The sequence below is a fragment of the Paenibacillus sp. FSL F4-0243 genome (genome assembly GCF_037963295.1).
In the GTDB taxonomy this organism is placed as follows: Bacteria; Bacillota; Bacilli; order Paenibacillales; family Paenibacillaceae; genus Paenibacillus_AQ.
In genome coordinates this window covers 6,320,449-6,338,044 of the sequence record NZ_CP150151.1, presented here as the reverse complement: position 1 = coordinate 6,338,044, position 17,596 = coordinate 6,320,449, and the positions used below count along the sequence as shown (strand labels likewise).

Here is a 17,596-nt window from a genome sequence, read left to right as displayed (position 1 = left end):
GAAGAAAATATCCGCAATTTAAAAGTTCGGACCGTAAGGAGAACAAATGGCTAAACCAAAAACTAAATTTTTTTGCACCGATTGTGGATACGAATCGCCAAAATGGTTCGGAAAATGTCCCGGGTGCCAAGCTTGGAACTCCATGGTGGAGGAAACGGAAAGCGTAGTCAAAACACAGGGAATGAATGCCCCTATTTTTCATAGTAAAGAAAAGGCACAATCGATCATAAGTATAGAAAGTGACAAGGAACCGCGCATACTGACAGGTATAGGTGAGCTTAACCGTGTTCTCGGTGGGGGGATCGTGCCAGGATCGCTGGTACTAGTAGGGGGAGACCCAGGAATCGGTAAATCTACGCTCTTATTACAGACGTCGCATGCTCTGACAACTCAGGGATTGCGAGTGCTGTACATTTCGGGCGAAGAATCGGTAAGGCAAACAAAACTACGTGCGGATCGCCTCGGTGCGTTGTCAGCTGAGCTATATGTACTATGTGAGACGAATATGGAAAGCATAGAAGAAGCGATTGAACAAATTCAGCCGCAATTTCTTGTTATCGATTCGATTCAGACTGTATTTATGCCAGAAGTAACTAGTGCGCCAGGCAGTGTGACCCAGGTTCGGGAATGTACGACAAGATTTATGCGTATCGCTAAGATTCGGGGAATTGCTACAGTTCTCGTTGGGCATGTCACCAAGGAAGGCGCTATTGCAGGCCCACGGATGCTTGAACATATGGTGGATTGTGTGCTGTATTTTGAGGGAGAGCGGCATCATACGTATAGACTCCTGCGGGCTGTAAAGAACCGCTTCGGTTCAACGAATGAAATCGGCATTTTCGAAATGGGTGAAGTGGGTCTAACAGAAGTAGAAAATCCATCGGAGCTCTTCTTATCTGAGCGTCCACTCGGCGTAGCCGGATCTACAGTCGTGGCTAGTATGGAAGGGACTAGACCGGTGCTTGTTGAGCTTCAGGCTCTTATCGCTGCCACTCATTTCCCCTCCCCACGCCGGGTGTGCACAGGTATGGATCACCAGCGGATGGCACTCATTATCGCTGTACTTGAGAAGCGGATGGGCATGTTCCTGCAAAATCAGGATGCATACCTTAATGTTGCTGGAGGAGTGAAGCTGGATGAACCGGCGATTGATTTAGCAGTAGCTGTTAGTATCGCTTCCAGCTTTCGTGATATTTCAACAAAACCTTACGATGTTTTCTTCGGTGAAGTAGGACTTACAGGTGAAGTAAGAGGTGTTTCACGCGCGGAAATGCGTGTGAAGGAGGCCGCGAAGCTAGGCTTCCGGCGGGTGATCATGCCAGAGAAAAGTTTGAAGGGCTGGAAGCACCCGCAAGATATCCAGATTATTGGCGTCAGTACCGTAGCAGATGCACTATCGGTCGCGTTAGATTAGGGGGCACAGGGATTATGAAAGAATATAACCAATTAGAGAATATGAATGATCTGCTCAGACTGGCGGCACCGGGGACACCCTTTCGGGAAGGTCTTGAGAATGTGCTGCGCGCTAAGACGGGAGCACTAATCGTCGTTGGGTATAGTCCTGAGGTGATGGAGGTAGTGGATGGAGGATTCTCCATTAACTGCGATTTTTCGCCCAATTATTTATATGAGCTCGCCAAAATGGACGGTGCCATTATTCTTAGTGAGGATTTGAAACGAATTTTGTATGCAAATACACAGCTAATTCCGGATTCGTCCATCTCTTCAATCGAGACAGGCATTCGTCACCGGACCGCCGAGCGTGTAGCGAAGCAAACAGGTAAACTGGTTGTTTCTATTTCACAGCGCCGCAATATTATTACCCTGTATCAAGGTTCCATTCGGTATGCGTTAAAAGAAATCGGAGCTATTTTGGCTAAAGCTAATCAAGCGATTCAGACCCTAGAAAAGTACAAAGCGGTTCTTACACAAGGACTGACGAATTTGTCTGCTTCGGAGTATGAAGGAATCGTCACCGTAGCTGAAGTGGTCGGAGTGATTCAGCGGGTAGAGATGGTTCTACGCATAAAAATGGAGATCAAACGATATATAAATGAACTAGGCAATGAAGGACGTTTAATCAGCATGCAGATGGAAGAACTGGTTGGAAATACAGAGGAAGAAGCATGGCTCCTATACAGAGACTATGCTAAGGAAGAGCAAGAAGATAAAATTCGTGAAATTATTGCCGGTCTCAAACGTATTAGTGATGATGACCTAATGGATGACAACCATATTGCTCGATTGCTGGGCTACTCTTCTACGGCAATTTCTTCCGAAGAGGTGGTTACTCCACGTGGATATCGTCTGCTCAACAAGATTCCGCGGCTTCCAAATGTGATCATTCATAATCTGGTGGAGCGGTTTGAAATGCTGCCTAATTTGATGTCTGCAAGCATAGCTGAACTGGATGAAGTGGACGGAATTGGGGAGGTGCGGGCTCGTAATATTCAGGATGGGCTCAAACGTTTACAGAAGCAAGTTCTTATTGACAGGCAAATGTAAATAACATACAATCACGTAATATTGGAGCTGTTTAAGGCCAATGTGAGAAAATTGAGGTGAAGAAATGATACAAAAATCAATTCCGAGTCTTTTTACCATAGGTAACTTGATGCTCGGAATGTTTGGTATCATGATGGCGTTTGACGGTAAAGTTAGCATGGCCGCTATCATGGTTATTATTGCTATGCTGTTAGACGGATTGGATGGCCGAGTTGCTCGTGCACTTAAATGTGAGAGTGAATTTGGTAAGGAACTGGACTCTTTGTCTGATGTCGTTTCTTTTGGAGTAGCACCGGCTGTTATTATGTACGTCTCAAGCCTGCATGATTTAAATTCTGCATTAGCCTGGACAGTAACTGCAATTTTCCCGGTGTTTGGTGCATTGCGCCTAGCTCGCTTTAATGTTCATCCAGGAGTTCCTGGTTATTTCATCGGATTGCCAATTCCTGCTGCTGGTGGTGTACTTGCCACATTAGCTCTTTTTAATAAAGATGTTTCTGCTCCATTTATGATCGTGGCTACATTGCTCTTATCATATTTGATGGTCAGCACTGTTAAATATCCTAATTTTAAGAAGGTTGGATTACCTAAAAAAGTGGTTGTCGGAGCGCCAGTAGTCATTGTTGTTGCCGTGGCTGTTGCTGTTGTGTTCCCTGAACAAATTGCTAAGCTAATCTTCGTCTTACTTGGGATTTACGCGTTATATGGTTTTAAACAAAACATCGATCGATTGACAGCCAGACGCCGTCACCGTCGTAGAAGACGTTCTGAAGATAAAGTGTATCACTCGAAGAACGGTTAAAGCAGTCTTGTAGTAAGGTTGAACTAATATAATTATAGCTAGAGGCTTTGTCGTCCTTAGGGGATGGCAAAGCCTTTTTGCAATTCCAGCGCTACCCCAAGTTTATCGTCTTGAAAATTGGAACATACTGGTGAGGTATAGATCATTCAAGGATGAATAAAAAGGAGGTGCGTTAGGTTATGTGGAAAAAAGTGATATTGTCTTTTGCTTTAATATGTGGTGCTTGGTCTGGTTTTTCGCTATACCATGCGCTTGAAAGAGGATTCCCCAAGGGAATGGAAAAGCTGAGTGAAAGTTTACCTGTAGAGGGAAGCATTTTATTTACGGTGCTGGGTGCCATTATTTTTTTGTTTGCGGGGTCTTTATGCGCGGAATGGGGAGGTTCAAAACTGCGGGAGGCGGTTCTGTACTGTTCGCGTATACCAATGAATGAATTGGCTGCAGGTGCAGCTGGGCTTACAGGAGGGCTTTTGCTATCTCTTCTGTTATATCCTGCTATGATTTGGCTTGGAAAAGCTGGGCAGTTGCTGCAGGTACCCGTTACGTTAGCTTTTGGATATATGGGGCTGCGGATCGGTCTGGAGAAAAAAGAGGAACTAGCTGCACTTTGGACAACTGGACGCTGGGGGCAAGCGGCTGAACCGGAAGGTCGTGGCCTGGAGGAGCATAAAATCCTCGATACAAGCGTTATTATTGATGGTCGGATCGCCGACATTTGCAAAACTGGATTTATTGAGGGAACGATTGTCATACCGGAATTCGTACTTGAGGAGCTCCAGCATATCGCAGATTCTTCCGATCTACTGAAACGTAATCGCGGACGGCGGGGACTTGATATTCTCAATAAAATCCAAAAAGAGCTCGATGTGAAGGTATTAATCTACGAGGGAGATTTTGAAGAAATCTCTGAGGTGGATAGTAAGCTGGTGAAGTTAGCGAAGGTACTGCGAGGTAAAGTAGTTACCAATGACTTTAACTTGAATAAGGTTTGCGAATTACAAGGAGTCTCAGTACTGAATATTAATGATCTTGCGAATGCCGTGAAGCCCGTAGTGTTGCCTGGTGAGGAAATCGTAGTTCAGGTCATTAAGGATGGCAAAGAGCATGGACAAGGCGTAGCCTATTTAGACGATGGAACAATGATCGTTGTGGAAGGCGGACGGGAATATATCGGAACTACGATGGAGGTTCTCGTCACGAGTGTGCTTCAAACTTCAGCTGGACGGATGATATTTGCGAAGCCAAAGCTCTTGGAAAAAGCACAATAAGCGTAGATAAAGTACACGGCAAATGTCCTATGGGTTGGAAATGCCCGCCAAACACGTTATGATGGGAATATACGTGAAAGACAGGAGCCAGAGTAATGTCAAACAGTGTGGGCGTCGTCATTGTGGCGGCAGGCAGAGGAACGCGAATGGGGACTGTAGAGAGCAAGCAATATCTGTTACTGCAGGGGAAACCAATCATCGTTCATACGCTGGAAGTATTTCAGCAGCACGAATTGATTTCTGAAATCGTGCTCGTAACCGGTAAGGAAGATATTGAGCGCTGCCGGGAATGGATACAGCTCTATAAGCTGGACAAGGTTAAGGCTATAGTACCTGGTGGATCTGAGCGTCAGCATTCCGTACATAAAGGATTGTTGAAACTTACGACACAGTGGGTAATGGTACATGATGGTGTTCGTCCGTTTGTGCAGCCAAATGAAATTGAGGCATGTTACGAGCGAGCGAAGCAGATCGGTGCTTCAGTTCTTGCTGTACCAGTCAAAGATACGATCAAACAGGTAGATAACGAAGGCAAAGTACTGTCTACGCCGGATCGGCGAAGTCTGTGGGCGATTCAAACCCCGCAGACTTTTCGTCTTTCTGAATTGCTGGATGCCTATGCGGCCGCGGAGCGGGATGCATTTCTAGGTACTGATGATTCCAGCTTGGCAGAGCGTGCTGGTATTCCGGTTTCTGTGGTAGAGGGAAGCTACAGAAATATTAAGATTACGACGCCAGATGATTTGGATTTTGCAGAATTCACAGAAAGAAACAGGGGAGAGGGACAATCATGATCGCTGTAGGACAAGGGTTTGATGTACATCAACTGGTTGAGGGAAGGCCTTGTATTATTGGAGGCGTTACGATTCCTTATGAAAAAGGATTAGTAGGACATTCCGATGCCGATGTGCTGCTGCACGCAGTAAGTGACGCGATTCTAGGCGCACTAGGACTTGGTGATATTGGCAGACATTTTCCGGACACAGATCCAGCGTTTAAGGACGCGGATAGCTTGAAATTATTAGAACAAGTGTGGGCACTTGCTAGCGAGCGAGGTTATAAGCTTGGAAATATCGATTCAACGATTATTGCCCAAAAACCAAAGATGGCGCCATACATTCCACAAATGACGGAGATTATCGCTCGTGCGCTTCACGCGGACCCGTCCAAGGTGAACGTTAAAGCTACGACTACTGAACAGCTTGGTTTTGCCGGTCGTGGTGAAGGAATTGCCGCACAATCTATTGTCTGTCTACTCCAAGATGTGATATCATCTTGAGATGGTCTAAGTAGCAAATCTAAGTTTTAACCATATGAAGCGGAGGGAATATAATGACGGATCAAGTCCGGGTGCGTTACGCACCGAGCCCTACGGGACATTTACATATAGGTAACGCCAGAACGGCGCTGTTTAACTATCTGTTCGCCCGTAATAAAGGCGGTAAATTCATTATCAGAATTGAAGATACAGACGTGAAGCGCAATGTCGCAGGTGGCGAAGAGAGCCAGCTTAAGTATTTGAAATGGCTAGGCATGGATTGGGATGAGAGTGTTGATGTTGGCGGAGAGTACGGACCTTACCGCCAGACTGAACGTCTTGACCTATATCGTGTATATTGGCAGGATTTGCTGGATAAAGGTTTGGCTTACCGCTGTTACTGCACAGAGGAAGAACTGGAAGCAGAACGTGAAGAACAGACTGCACGTGGAGAAACCCCTCGTTATTCCGGCAAACACCGTGATTTGACGGAAGAACAACGCCTTGCCTTTGAAGCTGAGGGACGAGTAGCTAGCATTCGCTTCCGTGTACCAGAAGATCGTACGTACACGTTCGATGATATCGTGAAAGGTACTATTTCTTTTGATACGAAAGAAATGGGTGATTTTGTTATCTTGAAGAAGGACGGAATTCCGACCTATAACTTTGCGGTAGCTGTTGATGATTATCTGATGGCTATCACCCATGTACTACGTGGAGAAGATCATATTTCCAACACACCACGTCAGCTAATGATCTATGAGGCTCTTGGTTGGAAACCCCCAATATTTGGTCATATGACACTGATTGTCGGTGACAACCATAAGAAGCTTAGCAAGCGGGATCAATCTGTAATTACATTTATTGAGCAATATGATGAATTGGGTTACTTGCCTGAGGCTTTGGTTAACTTCATTTCTCTACTGGGCTGGTCGCCAGAGGGAGAAGAGGAGATCTTCAGTAAAGAAGAACTTATTTCTATTTTTGATGCGGACCGTTTGTCCAAAAGTCCGGCTGTATTCGATAAGCACAAGCTGGCGCATCTAAATAATCACTATATTAAGCATGCTGATCCTAAACGGATCTCGGCATTAGCGATTCCACATCTGCAAAAAGCGGGGAAAATACCGGCTGAGCTGAATGATGAGCAGCAGGCATGGGCAGAAAGCCTTGTAGCACTGTATCAAGAGCAGATGAACTCTGCCTCCGATATCGTAGAGCTATCTGAACTATTCTTCCGCAGCCATCTGGAGTTAGAAACAGAAGCGGCGCAGGTTCTGGCGGAAAGCCAAGTGCCTGAAGTCTTGTCTGCTTTCCTAGCTAAGGTTGAAGCTTGTCAGGATTTCAGTGCTAGTAATATGGCTGTACTGATCAAGGAAGTGCAGAAAGAAACAGGGCACAAAGGCAAAGCGCTCTTTATGCCGATACGTGTGGCTTTGACCGGACAAACGCACGGACGTGATCTTAATATAACGATTGCTTTGCTCGGCCAAAACCGTGTCATCGAACGTTTGAAATCACAAATTAAAGGAGCTTAAGGTAGTATTACTTATCATTAAGCCTCTTGTCAGTCCCTTATCTTTTACGCTAAGATAGAACCATATGATAATAGCTGTGATCAGGAGAAGTACGTCCATAAAGGCAATTGCCAGAGAGAATAACCGAGAAAGGGATACCCTTTCGGGCTGGGAGTTATTCATTTGTCCGGGGCAGAACATGCGCCTGTGAGCTGCACGGTTGAACGATCCTAAAGGCTCGTTAGATCGCGCCGGGTACATCGCCGTTAATGATGCCAAGTGGAACGAAGGAACTCTGCCGATGGTAACAACAGCAGTCTGTTTGATTCGTTCAAGCAGAGTGGAACCGCGGTTAAACGTCTCTGCAGCTTTATGCTGCAGGGGCTTTTTTTGTTTCAGGGTATCTTTTCTAATATAACAAACCAAGCAAACACCCACAGCATATGTATGATAAGAATGATGGATTGGAGACAATACCTTCCTTGTGTACCTGTAAACAGGAGATGGGGGAGTCAAGAAGAGAGGAACCGTGATGTTTAAGCATATTAAGTCGGACATTCGGGCGGTATTTGATAACGATCCCGCTGCCCGCAGCTGGTTCGAGGTTGTCTTCACATATGCAGGGTTGCACGCCATTTGGGGTCACCGGATTGCCCATTCTTTTTTCAAACGTCGCTGGTATACAATGGCCCGTATGGTCTCACAGTTTAGTAGATTTATGACCGGTGTTGAAATCCATCCCGGAGCTGTCATCGGAAATAGGCTGTTTATCGACCATGGTATGGGGATTGTTATTGGGGAAACCTGTGAAATCGGTGATGATGTTATTATCTATCAAGGTGTTACACTTGGGGGGACAGGGAAAGAAAAAGGTAAGCGCCATCCCACAGTTGGCAACAATGTAGTTATTGGTTCTGGTGCGAAGGTATTAGGATCGTTTCGTATCGGCGACAATTCAAATATAGGTTCGAATGCGGTTGTGCTGCGTGAAGTTCCAAATAACAGTACAGTAGTAGGAAATCCGGGCCGTGTAGTAAAACGTAACGGTGAACGTGTATCCGATCGCTTGGATCATACCAAGATGCCAGACCCGCTTGTAGATTCACTTCGCTTTCTGCAAAAAGAGATCGAAGAGATCAGAGAGAAGCTTGGCGAAGAAGATAAGCAAAAGACCGCGCAGCGGCTAGTCGAAACTCAGCAGTACATTGGTGATTACGAAATTTAAGCATATCCGGTACTTAAGGAATCGGGACAACAGAAAGGGTTGGAATAGGATGGCTTTACAAATTTACAACACAATGACACGCAGCAAGGAGCAGTTTGTGCCCCAAGAGTCGGGCAAAGTGAAAATGTATGTATGTGGTCCAACCGTTTATGGATATATGCATATCGGAAATGCTAGACCTATTATTGTCTTTGATATGGTCCGGAATTATTTGGAGCAACTCGGCAATGAGGTACGGTATGTTACGAACTTCACAGATGTAGATGATAAACTGATACGCAAAGCAGAAGAAATGAACACTTCAGTAGCAGAGGTTGCTGAGATTTTTATTAATGCTTATCGTGAGGATCTTGAAGGGCTTGGAGTAAAACCGGCAACATTGAATCCGCGGGTAACAGAAAGCATGGAGCTGATCATTGAATTCATTAAAGAGCTCGAGGAAAAAGGGTATGCCTACGAGAGTGGTGGCGATGTATACTACCGTACTTCCAAATTTGAAGACTATGGTAAGCTGTCCCGTCAGAATCTAGATGAATTACAGTTTGGTATTCGCGTAGAGGTAGACTCACGGAAAGAGAAACCCGAGGACTTTGTGCTGTGGAAAGCAGCAAAACCAGGTGAAGTGTACTGGCAGAGCCCGTGGGGAAATGGACGCCCAGGCTGGCATATTGAATGCTCGGCCATGGCAAGAGAGTTCTTGGGGGATACGATGGACATCCACGGGGGTGGACAAGATTTGCAGTTCCCGCATCATGAATGCGAATGCGCTCAGACAGAAGCTCTGACGGGTAAGCCACTCTCTAATTACTGGATGCATAATGGATTTATCAACATCGGTGATGAAAAAATGTCGAAATCATTGGGTAACGGTTGGCTTGTGAAAGATATCCGTGGGCAATTTAAAGCTGGGACTATTCGTTATTTCATGCTATCGACCCATTATCGTAATCCGTTGAACTTCTCGGTGGATTCAATGACTTCAGCTGAAAAGAGCGTAGAACGTATCTCACTTGCAGAAAGTAACGTTAAGCATCGTCTTGAACTTGCTGCTGAAGGTGCTCAGGGTGAGGTCAGCTTAGAGATTAATGATAAGTTATCTGCTATTGTGGCCAATTTTCATGCTAGAATGCAGGATGACTTTAATACCCCTGATGCGATTACCGCTATGTTTGATTGGGTGAGTCTTGCAAACCATACCCTTGCGAATAGTGAAGCAGCCCCTGCTGATTTTGCTGCGTTGCTGCAAGCTTTTGGGGAAATGAATGCTGTGCTGCGTTTGACACCTGAGCATGAGGAAGAAGAGATCGCGAGTGAAGAAGTTGAACGATTGATCGCGGAGCGGGTTGAAGCGCGTAAGAATAAAAATTGGAGCCGGTCCGATGAGATTCGTGATGAATTAGGTCGCTTGGGCATATTGCTTGAGGATACTCCGCAAGGAATGCGGTGGCGGCGGAAATGAGTGAGGAACGCAAGTTTCAGAACGGGTGGTTTCCTTACGAGCCTTCCAAACCTGCGCGACTCCTCTCGCCAATTGTGCTTGCCTATGTAGGAGATGCCATTTACGAGGTGTCAGTTCGCCAGTATTTGGTATCTCTTCCGAATTTGCGCCCAAACCATTTGCATCGCTCCGCTACAGGACTTGTATCCGCTAAGGCGCAGAGTGCAATTCTTGGATTTTTGGAGCCAAGTCTCACAGAAGAGGAAAAAGATGTCGCCCGTCAGGGGAGAAATGCTAAATCGGGAAGTATTCCTAAGAATGCAGATGTGCTTGAATACCGTCATGCTACTGCTTTTGAGTGTCTGATAGGTTACTTATACTACACAGGTCAACAGGAGAGAATACAAGAAATTGTGAACAGTGGCATACAGTTTATGTTGAAACAGCCGTGATAAGGCTTTTGCGAAATAGAGAATAGGAGAAGTGAACATGGAAGAAGATTTGAAGACAGAAGAGGAAATATTGGCTGGGAAGCATTCAGTGCTTGAGGCGCTTCGTGCGGGTCGTACATTAAATAAAATATGGATTGCAGAAACGGCTCAGAAGCATCTGACCGCACCAATCGTCGCTGAAGCACGTAAAGCGGGGATTGTCATTCAGCATGTGGACAAGCGTAAGCTGGATCAGCTTGCTCCTGGAGTTCAACATCAGGGGGTAGTTGCTCAAGCCGCGCCTTTTGCCTATGTCGAGGTAGATGATCTGCTGGCTGCAGCTGAAGCCAAAGGAGAGCCTGCATTCTTGATTTTGCTGGATGAGATTGAAGATCCTCATAACCTTGGGTCCATTCTGCGGACAGCAGATTGTACTGGAGTGCATGGAGTAATCGTACCTAAACGTCGTTCGGCTCAGATTACTGCTACCGTCTCCAAAACATCGGCGGGTGCCGTGGAATATGTTCCGGTTGCGCGGGTCACTAACCTAGGTCAGACCATTGATCGTCTGAAAGAGCAGGGAGTCTGGGTAGTAGGTACGGATGTGGATACAGATCAGAATCTGTTTGGATCCAATATTTTCACAGGACCGGTAGCTGTTGTAATCGGTAATGAGAATAAAGGGATGGGACGCCTGATTCGTGAAAAATGTGATGTATTACTTAAGCTGCCGATGGCCGGAAAGATCAATTCATTAAATGCCTCTGTCGCCGCAGGAGTCATTATGTATGAAGTGGTACGCCTTCGGCAACAGCAGGGATAACTATGGCCGACTGGCGCGATGTGCTGCTTGTGGACGGGTACAATATGATCGGTGGCTGGCCGGAACTAGCGGCACTGTCCCAGATTGGTATGCAGGAAGCACGCGACCGCTTGATGGATTTGCTGGCTGATTACCAGGCTTACTCAGGACGACGAGTTATTGCTGTGTTTGATGCATATCGCGTTCCAGGATTGGGTCGGTCATTTGTCCAGGGCAAAGTCCAGGTGTTTTTCACCAAGGAAAAAGAAACCGCAGATGAATGCATTGAGCGATTGGTTGGAGAATTTAGCAACCGACGTCGGCAGATCTATGTTGCAACAAGTGACTTTGTGGAGCAACATATTATTTTCGCCCAAGGTGCACTGCGGATTTCTGCAAGAGAATTGCACCTAGAAATTGAAGAGAACCAGAAACAAGTGAAAAAAGCTATCGAACCGGGAAGTATCAGTTCTACACGTCATTCTTTGGAAGACAAACTGCCTCCTGATGTGCGGAGTAAACTGGAAAATTGGCGTAGGCAGTGACAATAGGAAAGATTTAGGCAATATTTTTATTCCATTTTATGCTATTCCAGATTGTTTTTGGACAAATCCGGTTGACGGTGTAAGGTAACATAATATATACTGATCCTATATTTCGCGAAGTAACGATGTGTCTTGCGTTGCAGCCGGGGGGATTCTTGGTGAGTGTCGACCTCAAGGAAATAATGCTATCCGAGTATGATTTCATAAGTGATGAAGATATTGTCGAGGCTTTCCGTGGTGGCGACAGTGGCGCATTGGAACACTTAATTAATAAATACCGTAATTTTGTACGTGCTAAAGCCCGCTCATATTTCTTGATCGGGGCAGATCGTGAAGATATTGTTCAAGAAGGAATGATTGGTCTCTATAAGGCTATTCGTGACTTTAAAGGTGACAAGCTCTCTTCATTCAAGGCTTTTGCTGAGCTCTGCATAACACGTCAGATTATAACTGCTATTAAGACGGCCACGCGTCAGAAGCATATTCCGCTCAATTCTTATGTTTCTTTGGATAAGCCCATTTATGATGAAGATTCCGACCGGACGCTTATGGATGTCATTTGTGGAACTCAGGTACTAGATCCAGAAGAGCTAATTATCAATCAAGAAGAATTCATTGGACTTGAAGATAAGATGGCGGAGATTTTAAGTGACCTAGAGCGTAAGGTTCTGATGTTGTATTTAGACGGACGATCTTATCAGGAAATTGCTGAAGATCTGAAGCGGCATGTGAAATCTATTGACAACGCTTTACAACGAGTAAAGCGGAAATTAGAAAGATATCTAGAAGTGCGTGACAATTAATGATATAATGAACACAAGAGGGCTCGTACATCGAGTTCTTTTTTTTAGTCTCATGAAATTGCTTAGATAGAATTAGGAGTTAACACCATAAATTTCTATTTGAGTCGATTTTAGTTGTTGCCGTTGAGGGTAGGTTTATACACAGTCGGAATGCCCCATAATGATAAGGAAGACAGCGAAGTGTGAGGAAGAGATAGACCCAAGGACAGGGTACGGCCATATGACTATAACACCCGAAATTACCCAGTGCAGAACGGAATTCTTTCGTTGACACAGACCTTGACATTATGCTAAAGTGTTTTAGGTAGGCCTAAATTCGCGGCTTTTTTTAGGATCAATATTTACGTCTTCTAATTGTATTGTTAGAAGGACGTCTCGGGAGGTGCACATCATGCGGGTAATTATCACTTTGGCTTGTACAAGTTGCAAACAAAGAAACTATGCGACTACCAAAAACAAGCGAAATCACCCCGACCGCATGGAGATGAAGAAATTTTGCAAGTATTGTAACTCGCAAACTCCTCATCGCGAAACCAGATAGTCTGTGGAGGTGTAGTCGGCATGAAACGTAGTTTCAAGTCTATGTTTTCCTTTTTCACTGAGAGCTGGAGTGAACTCAAAAAAGTTCGCTGGCCAAGTCGTAAAGAATTGACCAACTATACATTGATCGTTCTCGGTACAATTGTAGTTGTCGCTATTTACTTCTGGGTTCTGGACATCGGTATTTCCGCTGTGATTGAAGCGATTATTTAGAGAGGTCCCAGGTGGCTTGATATGGAAAAAAGATGGTATGTCGTTCATACCTATTCTGGGTATGAGAATAAGGTCAAAGCCAATTTGGAAAAGCGCGTTGAGTCCATGGGCATGGAAGACAAAATATTCCGCGTTCTTGTTCCTATGGAAGAAGAAATCGTAAACAAAGACGGTAAGAAAAAAACCGTTATGCGTAAAGTTTACCCGGGTTATGTTTTGGTGGAAATGGTTCAGACTGATGATTCCTGGTATGTTGTCCGCAATACTCCGGGCGTTACTGGATTTGTTGGTTCGACAGGCTCAGGGTCTAAACCAACAGCTTTGCTTCCGGAAGAGGTAGAACAAATTCTGAAGCATATGGGCATGGTTGAACCTAAAGCGAAGATTGATTTCGAAATCAAGGAATCCGTACGTATTATGGTTGGTCCGTTTGCGAATTTTGTGGGATCCGTGGAAGAAATTTTGGCTGACAAGAGCAAGATCAAAGTGCATGTGAACATGTTTGGACGGGAAACCCCGCTAGAGTTGGATTTCACTCAAGTGGAGAAAATATAACATAAGCTAAGGGTTTCTTGTGGGAGAGCGCCAATGGCGTTCGAAGACCACTATTTTTGCAAGGAGGTGTCACTCATGGCTAAAAAAGTTATTAAAATGGTGAAACTGCAGATTCCTGCAGGGAAAGCGAATCCAGCGCCTCCAGTAGGTCCGGCGTTAGGTCAAGCAGGTGTCAACATCATGGCATTCTGTAAGGAATTTAATGCTCGTACTGCCGACCAGGCTGGCTTGATCATTCCGGTTGAAATTACAGTATTTGAAGACCGTTCCTTTACGTTCATCACTAAAACTCCTCCGGCTGCTGTTCTGCTTCGCATCGCTGCTAAAGTAGAAAAAGGATCCGGCGAACCAAACAAGAAAAAAGTAGCAAAAATCGGCCGCGCTGCGGTTCGTGAAATTGCTGAAACAAAAATGCCAGACCTTAACGCTGCATCTGTAGAAGCTGCAATGCGTATGGTTGAAGGTACTGCTCGCAGTATGGGCATCACAATCGAAGACTAGTAGTTTTCGAAGAATCGGTCATTCGTGACCCGCAAGTATGTGGGAGGAATTTCCGCTAACACCACAAAGGAGGAACATTTTCATGGCTAAACATGGTAAGAAATACCAAGAAGCTGCTAAGCTGATCAACAGCGAAGCAACTTACGAGCCTTCAGAAGCTGTAGAGCTTGTGAAAAAGGCAGCGACTGCAAAATTCGACGAAACCGTTGAAGCAGCAGTTCGTCTGGGTGTAGACCCGCGTAAACAAGACCAAGCAGTTCGTGGTGTTGTTGTCCTGCCTCACGGCACTGGTAAAACACAACGCGTGCTTGTATTTGCAAAAGGTGAAAAAGCGAAAGAGGCAGAAGCTGCTGGCGCGGATTTTGTTGGTGATCAAGACATGATCAACAAAATTCAACAAGGCTGGTTTGAATTTGATGTCTGCGTAGCTACACCTGATATGATGAGTGAAGTCGGTAAACTGGGTCGTCTGCTTGGTGGTAAAGGTCTTATGCCTAACCCTAAAGCTGGCACAGTTACATTCGATGTTTCCAAGGCTGTGCAAGAAATCAAAGCCGGTAAAATCGAATATCGTCTTGACAAAGCAGGTCAAATTCACGCGCCAATCGGCAAAGTGTCCTTTGATGCTGCACAATTGAACGATAACCTTAAAGCTCTTATCGACGCTTTGAACCGTGCGAAACCAGCTGCTGCTAAAGGTGTATACCTTAAAGGCATCTCGATTTCTTCCACAATGGGTCCTAGCGCTCGTGTGAACACAACCGTCTTCAGATAAATAAGGGTTGACTCTTTGGGTCAATTTTGATAATCTATAACAGTTGTTAAACTTAAGGTATCAATCTTAACCTTGAATATGCTTACCGTAGACAGTAGGTGCCTTAGTGCTTAATTCCCTACCGAGGTGTTGTGATAGAAACAAGAAGTAACGAGCTCGCTCGTATAACTTTCGTTTTATCAAGCCTTCGTGATTCTGCGGAGGCTTTTCTAATGCCTGCGTAGGAGCGGTGATGCTTTCCTTGGAAAGGACGCCGACACATAAATTTTCAGGAGGTGTATACATTGGCAAATGCAAAAGTAATTCAAGCAAAACAGGATGCGGTTGACGTTGTTACTGCGAAACTGCAAAACAGTCTTTCGACTGTTGTAGCGGACTATCGTGGATTGAACGTTTCCCAAGTGACTGAACTGCGTAAGCAACTTCGTGAAGCTGGCGTTGAGTTTCAAGTCCTGAAGAACACATTGCTACGTCGCGCAACTGCTGCGGCTGAGTTGACTGAGTTGGATGAAGTTTTGACTGGTCCAACAGCTATCGCATTCAGCACAACTGATGCAGTAGCTCCAGCTAAAATTTTGAACGATTTCGCCAAGAAAAACGACGCTTTGAAATTGAAAGGCGGCGTAGTAGAAGGACGTGTCATCGACGCGGACCAATTGAAAGCACTGGCTGAGCTTCCATCCCGCGATGGTTTGCTGTCCATGCTGCTTAGCGTACTTCAAGCTCCAATGCGCAACTTTGCGCTTGCAGTTAAAGCTGTTGCTGAAAAAGAAGAACAAAGCGCGTAAGCCTTTGGCTCTTGCAGCATAAATCAATACCACAAACAAATTTAAATTATAAATGGAGGTTCAATCATGAGTAAAGAAGCAATCTTGGAAGCAATTAAAGGCATGAGCGTATTGGAACTGAACGACCTGGTTAAAGCAATTGAAGAAGAATTCGGCGTAACAGCAGCAGCTCCAGTAGCAGCTGGCGGTGCGGTAGCAGCAGTAGCTGAAGAGCAATCCGAATTTGACGTAATTTTGACAGGCGCTGGCGCTTCCAAAATCAACGTTATCAAAATCGTTCGCGAAATCACAGGCCTTGGTTTGAAAGAAGCTAAAGACCTTGTAGACAACGCACCAAAAGCAATCAAAGAAAAAGTAAGCAAAGACGAAGCCGAAGCTACTAAAGCAAAATTGGAAGAAGCAGGCGCAGCTGTAGAAGTGAAGTAATTCCTTCTATACTGAAAACCCCTTGAACTTGTTCAAGGGGTTTATTTTATAAAAATATAAGAAAGTATAAGTTTCACATTATACTTTATCTTTATATTTCTCGCTTGAACGCTTACCGTCCTTATAAGGACATCAGAGGCGTTTATGCTTGATAGAGTTAGTAGGGTTGTGTGAATACAAACTATTAACATAAAGGAAAGGGAGGATAGAGATGTCGCAACATTATTATTCGCAGCAACCGGAAGTGCGTCATGACAGACGCACCATCGACACCGTTCTAAGAGGCAAAAGCTTTCGCTTCACAAGTGATGCGGGTGTGTTCTCTAAAGGAGACATCGATTACGGTAGTCGAGTTCTCATTGAAGCTATGGATATTCCGGACGGTTCGGCAGTGCTTGATGTGGGCTGCGGATATGGACCGATAGGTATAAGTGCAGCATACCTAGCCCCCAAAGGGCAAGTTACGATGATTGATATTAATAGTCGTGCGGTAGAACTTGCGCGTGAAAATGCCCAGCACAATGGAATCCGGAATGTTACGGTAATGGAAAGCGATGTGCTCGGCGCATTGAATGAACAACAAAAGTTCGATGTGATTCTTACCAATCCTCCGATACGTGCAGGAAAAGCTGTAGTGCATCAGATTTTTGAAGAAGCTTATGAGCATTTAAATGAGGGTGGATTTCTGTGGATTGTTATTCAGAAGAAGCAGGGCGCTCCATCAGCGGTAGCTAAACTTGAAAGCTTGTTCTCAAATGTAGAAGAAGTGGGCAAAGATAAAGGTTATCGTATTATTAAAGCTCAAAAATAAAAATCAATAGGTTATTGACATGTGATAGTGATAATGGTATTATTATAAAATGTCAGTATTAAGATAGGCTCCATGTCTTTAGTTTGCTGAAAATGTCAAGCGATATATTGTCGCCGGCTAGCGCAAGCCGTACGGCAAGTTTTTTGCGAATTGGTTCTCTATGCTCTGGCGTAGCGAGTGTTACGCGGTAATAGATAATAGCGCATAAACTGTTGCTTGGTAACGTATAATATGTACGTTTTGGGCAAATCTACTGGATAAGGAGTATTTTGGTCATGGATAAGTGCGCTCTTTTTTCGAAGATTTCGATAAGGGCTTTTCTTTTATTTATGACTGAATCCTTGTAGTATGGTTCCATTATACGGTTCCAAACAAGGGTTCGCAATCAATTTT

At 44.9% G+C, this 17,596-nt stretch carries 21 protein-coding genes and 1 other annotated feature; all 21 genes read left to right on the top strand.

What is annotated here, in order from left to right; genetic code table 11:
- Nucleotides 1–46 precede the first annotated feature (46 nt).
- The 21 genes from radA to NSS87_RS28125 all read left to right on the top strand — a co-directional run bounded on the left by radA (nt 47) and on the right by NSS87_RS28125 (nt 17,203).
- Nucleotides 47–1,414: a DNA repair protein RadA gene (gene radA / locus NSS87_RS28225; protein ID WP_042131247.1), complete on the top strand. Its 1,368-nt coding sequence runs from the start codon at nt 47–49 to the stop codon at nt 1,412–1,414.
- 14 nt (nt 1,415–1,428) lie between these two features.
- Complete coding sequence (gene disA / locus NSS87_RS28220) at nt 1,429–2,505, top strand: DNA integrity scanning diadenylate cyclase DisA (RefSeq protein WP_042131246.1); 1,077 nt, start codon at nt 1,429–1,431, stop codon at nt 2,503–2,505.
- A 64-nt stretch (nt 2,506–2,569) separates the two neighbouring features.
- Nucleotides 2,570–3,307, top strand: a complete 738-nt coding sequence (gene pssA, locus NSS87_RS28215; protein WP_042192208.1) for a CDP-diacylglycerol--serine O-phosphatidyltransferase — start codon at nt 2,570–2,572, stop codon at nt 3,305–3,307.
- 179 nt (nt 3,308–3,486) lie between these two features.
- The gene (locus NSS87_RS28210; RefSeq protein WP_042131244.1) at nt 3,487–4,575 is read left to right on the top strand and encodes a PIN/TRAM domain-containing protein; all 1,089 of its coding nucleotides are present in this window, start codon (nt 3,487–3,489) and stop codon (nt 4,573–4,575) included.
- Nucleotides 4,576–4,670: 95 nt separating this feature from the next.
- On the top strand, nt 4,671–5,369 hold the full coding sequence (ispD, locus tag NSS87_RS28205; protein ID WP_339243642.1) for a 2-C-methyl-D-erythritol 4-phosphate cytidylyltransferase: 699 nt from the start codon (nt 4,671–4,673) through the stop codon (nt 5,367–5,369).
- Nucleotides 5,366–5,854, top strand: coding sequence for a 2-C-methyl-D-erythritol 2,4-cyclodiphosphate synthase (gene ispF / locus NSS87_RS28200; protein ID WP_042192203.1), 489 nt, complete (start codon nt 5,366–5,368; stop codon nt 5,852–5,854). Before ispD ends, ispF begins: the two co-directional genes overlap by 4 nt.
- Before the next feature lie 53 nt (nt 5,855–5,907).
- Complete coding sequence (gltX, locus tag NSS87_RS28195; RefSeq protein ID WP_339243640.1) at nt 5,908–7,371, top strand: glutamate--tRNA ligase; 1,464 nt, start codon at nt 5,908–5,910, stop codon at nt 7,369–7,371.
- A 511-nt stretch (nt 7,372–7,882) separates the two neighbouring features.
- On the top strand, nt 7,883–8,575 hold the full coding sequence (cysE, locus tag NSS87_RS28190) for a serine O-acetyltransferase (protein WP_042192199.1): 693 nt from the start codon (nt 7,883–7,885) through the stop codon (nt 8,573–8,575).
- Between the two features lie 49 nt (nt 8,576–8,624).
- Nucleotides 8,625–10,034, top strand: coding sequence for a cysteine--tRNA ligase (gene cysS / locus NSS87_RS28185; RefSeq protein WP_076286855.1), 1,410 nt, complete (start codon nt 8,625–8,627; stop codon nt 10,032–10,034).
- Nucleotides 10,031–10,465 (top strand): Mini-ribonuclease 3, encoded by a 435-nt coding sequence (locus NSS87_RS28180; RefSeq protein WP_042192194.1) that lies wholly within the window; start codon nt 10,031–10,033, stop codon nt 10,463–10,465. Before cysS ends, NSS87_RS28180 begins: the two co-directional genes overlap by 4 nt.
- A gap of 37 nt (nt 10,466–10,502) precedes the next feature.
- Nucleotides 10,503–11,267, top strand: coding sequence for a 23S rRNA (guanosine(2251)-2'-O)-methyltransferase RlmB (gene rlmB, locus NSS87_RS28175; RefSeq protein ID WP_042131237.1), 765 nt, complete (start codon nt 10,503–10,505; stop codon nt 11,265–11,267).
- 2 nt (nt 11,268–11,269) lie between these two features.
- Nucleotides 11,270–11,791 (top strand): NYN domain-containing protein, encoded by a 522-nt coding sequence (locus tag NSS87_RS28170; protein ID WP_076286854.1) that lies wholly within the window; start codon nt 11,270–11,272, stop codon nt 11,789–11,791.
- A gap of 158 nt (nt 11,792–11,949) precedes the next feature.
- Nucleotides 11,950–12,594, top strand: coding sequence for an RNA polymerase sporulation sigma factor SigH (gene sigH / locus NSS87_RS28165; protein ID WP_036680496.1), 645 nt, complete (start codon nt 11,950–11,952; stop codon nt 12,592–12,594).
- A gap of 391 nt (nt 12,595–12,985) precedes the next feature.
- On the top strand, nt 12,986–13,135 hold the full coding sequence (gene rpmG / locus NSS87_RS28160) for a 50S ribosomal protein L33 (RefSeq protein WP_076099620.1): 150 nt from the start codon (nt 12,986–12,988) through the stop codon (nt 13,133–13,135).
- A gap of 20 nt (nt 13,136–13,155) precedes the next feature.
- Nucleotides 13,156–13,347: a preprotein translocase subunit SecE gene (gene secE / locus NSS87_RS28155; protein ID WP_036680497.1), complete on the top strand. Its 192-nt coding sequence runs from the start codon at nt 13,156–13,158 to the stop codon at nt 13,345–13,347.
- 21 nt (nt 13,348–13,368) lie between these two features.
- Entirely contained in the window at nt 13,369–13,902 is a 534-nt protein-coding gene (gene nusG, locus NSS87_RS28150; protein ID WP_036680499.1) for a transcription termination/antitermination protein NusG, read from the top strand.
- A 75-nt stretch (nt 13,903–13,977) separates the two neighbouring features.
- Nucleotides 13,978–14,403, top strand: coding sequence for a 50S ribosomal protein L11 (rplK, locus tag NSS87_RS28145; protein ID WP_042131235.1), 426 nt, complete (start codon nt 13,978–13,980; stop codon nt 14,401–14,403).
- Nucleotides 14,404–14,485: 82 nt separating this feature from the next.
- Nucleotides 14,486–15,178, top strand: a complete 693-nt coding sequence (gene rplA, locus NSS87_RS28140) for a 50S ribosomal protein L1 (protein WP_036680504.1) — start codon at nt 14,486–14,488, stop codon at nt 15,176–15,178.
- Between the two features lie 67 nt (nt 15,179–15,245).
- Nucleotides 15,246–15,398, top strand: a sequence feature (ribosomal protein L10 leader region).
- A 64-nt stretch (nt 15,399–15,462) separates the two neighbouring features.
- Nucleotides 15,463–15,966, top strand: a complete 504-nt coding sequence (gene rplJ / locus NSS87_RS28135; RefSeq protein ID WP_042192187.1) for a 50S ribosomal protein L10 — start codon at nt 15,463–15,465, stop codon at nt 15,964–15,966.
- A 66-nt stretch (nt 15,967–16,032) separates the two neighbouring features.
- Nucleotides 16,033–16,392 (top strand): 50S ribosomal protein L7/L12, encoded by a 360-nt coding sequence (gene rplL, locus NSS87_RS28130; protein ID WP_036680508.1) that lies wholly within the window; start codon nt 16,033–16,035, stop codon nt 16,390–16,392.
- 211 nt (nt 16,393–16,603) lie between these two features.
- Nucleotides 16,604–17,203, top strand: coding sequence for a class I SAM-dependent methyltransferase (locus NSS87_RS28125; protein ID WP_042192184.1), 600 nt, complete (start codon nt 16,604–16,606; stop codon nt 17,201–17,203).
- The last annotated feature ends 393 nt before the right edge of the window (nt 17,204–17,596 follow it).